Origin of the sequence: Bacillus sp. JJ1503 (assembly GCF_036965125.1) — a bacterium.
GTDB lineage: Bacteria > Bacillota > Bacilli > Bacillales > Cytobacillaceae > Cytobacillus.
Genome location: NZ_JBALOZ010000321.1, coordinates 1 through 3,220 on the forward strand (window position 1 = coordinate 1; position 3,220 = coordinate 3,220).

Genomic DNA, 3,220 nt, shown 5'->3' on the forward strand with positions numbered 1-3,220 from the left:
TATAAAAATTTATTGACCTTCTGGAAAGTGTCAGTTTAATATGTTTTAATAGGGTCAGTTATAATTAGAAATGTTATCTGTCTCATTCCGTTTCATAAACCATTGAATTTTTTGAATCTATTGATTAGTATAAAGAGCAATTGACCGTATTGAAAGTGCCAGTTTTATAAAAAATAACCATTCCAGTATTAAGGAGATTTGATAAAAATGGAAATGTTATCATGTCACTTAAATAGATCNNAATTATATCTATACATTAAAAAGGAAATAATAGAAGGACGCATACAATACGGAACAAAACTGCCATCAAAACGGAAATTAGCTGATTTTTTAAAAATTAGTCAAAATACGGTGGAAACAGCCTATCAGCAATTGACCGCAGAAGGATATGTCGAGGCTTACCCGCGTAGAGGATATTTTGTCATGACGCATGAAGACTTAGAATATATGCAGACAAACCATTCCTTAAAGGAAAATACAGAAATAAGTCAGGAATATATAAAATACAATTTCCATCCAAGCATGATTGACACTGAAAATTTCCCATTTTCCGTATGGAGAAAATACGCAAAAAATACAATCACCAAAGAAAATCATTCTTTGCTACTGCTCGGCGAGTTACAAGGGGAGATGGAATTGCGGCAAGAAATCGCTCACTATTTGTATCAAGCCAGGGGGGTACAGTGTTCACCAGAACAAATAATTGTTGGGGCAGGTATCGAAATTTTATTGCAGCAGCTCTTTCTTCTATTTGATAAAAAAATGGTTTATGGTGTGGAGGATCCAGGTTACCATTTGATTTTGCAGATTCTAAAGGGCTTTCCAAATGAAGTGCATTCTCTTGAAGTAGATGAGGAAGGAGCAAAAGTAGAAACAATTAATCATAAAAACATCAATGTTGTCTATGTAGCTCCTTCCCACCACTTTCCATATGGAACTGTCTTATCGGTAAACCGCCGAACTAAGCTGTTAAAGTGGGCTGCAGCTGAGAAAGATCGTTATATTATCGAAGATGACTATGATAGTGAATTTCGCTATAGCGGAAAATCAATTCCCTCCTTGCAAAGCATGGACATTCATGAAAAAGTGATTTATTTAGGTGCATTTTCAAAATCTTTAATGCCATCAATCAGAATTAGTTATATGGTGCTGCCAAAGCCTCTTTTACAGCAATATAAAGAGAAATTGCCGTTCTACCATTCATGTTCCGTCTCAAGAATTGACCAGCATATTCTAGCTCAGTTCTTGAAGGAGGGAGATTTTGAAAGACATTTAAATAGAATGAGAAAGATTTATCGTCGTAAACTCGAAAAAGTTGTAGAATTATTAAAACCATATCAAGATAAGCTCTCTATCATTGGTGAACACTCTGGCCTTCATATCGTTCTCGTTGTTAATAACGGCATGAGTGAAGGGGAACTAGTTCAAAAAGCAGCTGAGAAAGCCATGAAGGTTTATCCATTATCCCATTACTCACTTGAAAAAATACTTGAAAATCCCCCGCAAATTGTTCTTGGTTTTGCTGGAATTCGTGAAAGTGAATTAGAAGATGCTATCCAAATGCTATTAAGATGTTGGAAGTTTTAATTTATAGAATAAAAAAATAGCAGCAAAAACCATGTCTTTGGTCTTTGCTGCTATATTTAGTATGTTTTACATCCATCCCTTTTCCTCAGCGATACTTATCGCCTCAATCCTATTTTTCACCTGAAGCTTACTAATGATTTCTGACATATAATTTCGAACAGTACCTGTCGAAAGAAAAAGTGCTGCTGAAATTTCCTTCGCTGTTTTTCCATCCGCGACCATTCGCAACACTTCCCGCTCACGTTCTGTTAGCGGATTTTCTTCTTTCATGCTCCCGAAAATTAACTCAGGTGCAAATTCACGCTTTCCCTTCATTACATTTCTAATAGATTCCGCAAGATCATCACTGGACCCGTCTTTAAGCAAGTAACCATGAACATCAACCTTTACAGCCCGTTCAAAATAGCCTGGCCGTGCGAAGGTCGTAAGGATGATAATTCTGCAGTCCGAACCAAGGCTCTTTAACTCCTCCGCAACATCCAGCCCGCTTTTGATTGGCATTTCGATATCCATCAAACAAACATCCGGCTTAAATGCTAAAATTGTCCGTAAAGCTTCCTCTCCATTCCGAACCTGTGCAACGACTTCTAAATCGTCCTCTAAATCCAACAGAGAGCCTAGTGCGCCGCGAAGCATTCCTTGATCCTCCGCAATCAAAATTCTAATCATGAAACATTCCCTGCCTCTCTCTCTTTTACGATAATGGGTACTGAAATGATCAGCATTGTTCCATTTTCAGATGTAATTTTGATAGATCCATCAATGAGTTGAAGCCTCTCTGACATTCCCTTCAAACCATTGCCGGCCATATTATTTATGGAAATCCCCTTTCCATTATCATGAATGCTTATTTGAATTTCCCCTGCTTTCTCAACAATATGAACGAGACATTTCTTTGCCTTACTATGTTTCACGACATTTGTAACTGCCTCACGCAGGCACATACTTAATATATTTTGCGTTAATACAGGAATCCCCTCAAGCTTTGTTTCACCATGAAAAAAGAACGTAATCCCCGCTGCTTCCAAAATCGATTCAGACTCCAGTAGCTCTTCAGCAACGGTAATAGTTCGCATATCGGAGACTAGCTCCCTCACTTGCGCTAATGCTGCACGCGACGTCCTTTCAATTTCTTTTGCCTCTGCCTTCGCCCTATTAGAATCTTTCTCTATCAGTTTTCCAACTAGTTGACTCTTTAGCGTAATGAGGGATAAGGTATGCCCGAGTGTATCATGCAAATCACGAGCAATTCGCATTCTTTCCTCTCGCTTCACAAGTTCCTTTATTTTTTCATTTGCTTCATTTAGCTTCTCTTCAAGCTCCATTTTATTAGCCATTGACCTTATCCCAAATGGAGAGATAAGCATGATCACAATGAAAGGTATAAAATAGAAGAAATTATTTGGATAGAGATCTCCAAACCTAATAATTATTGGACTAATGATTGCTATGCCAAATAAGATAAGACCCTTGAAAAAGATTTTTCTATCCCGATACCATCCGATAAAATTAGCCGGAAAAAAGCCTAAAAACACATTATTAATATTATAGAAAATTGATAGAATCAAAATAATGGCAACTTGAATTAATAACCATATCGTATAGGTCCTGTCACCGTTATCAATATAATGAT

The 3,220-nt window shown here is 37.2% G+C and carries 3 protein-coding genes; 1 reads left to right on the forward strand and 2 read right to left on the reverse strand.

The features are described 5' to 3' along the window. Positions 1-207 precede the first annotated feature (207 nt). Positions 208-1,587: a PLP-dependent aminotransferase family protein gene (locus tag V7149_RS21385; RefSeq protein ID WP_335347613.1), complete on the forward strand. Its 1,380-nt coding sequence runs from the start codon at positions 208-210 to the stop codon at positions 1,585-1,587. Between the two features lie 66 nt (positions 1,588-1,653). Here V7149_RS21385 and V7149_RS21390 read toward each other — a convergent pair whose 3' ends face one another. Further along, positions 1,654-2,256, reverse strand: a complete 603-nt coding sequence (locus V7149_RS21390) for a response regulator transcription factor (RefSeq protein ID WP_335347614.1) — start codon at positions 2,254-2,256, stop codon at positions 1,654-1,656. Further along, positions 2,253-3,220 (reverse strand): sensor histidine kinase (locus tag V7149_RS21395; RefSeq protein ID WP_335347615.1); only part of this gene is annotated, 968 nt, incomplete at its 5' end. The genes V7149_RS21395 and V7149_RS21390, both read right to left, overlap by 4 nt.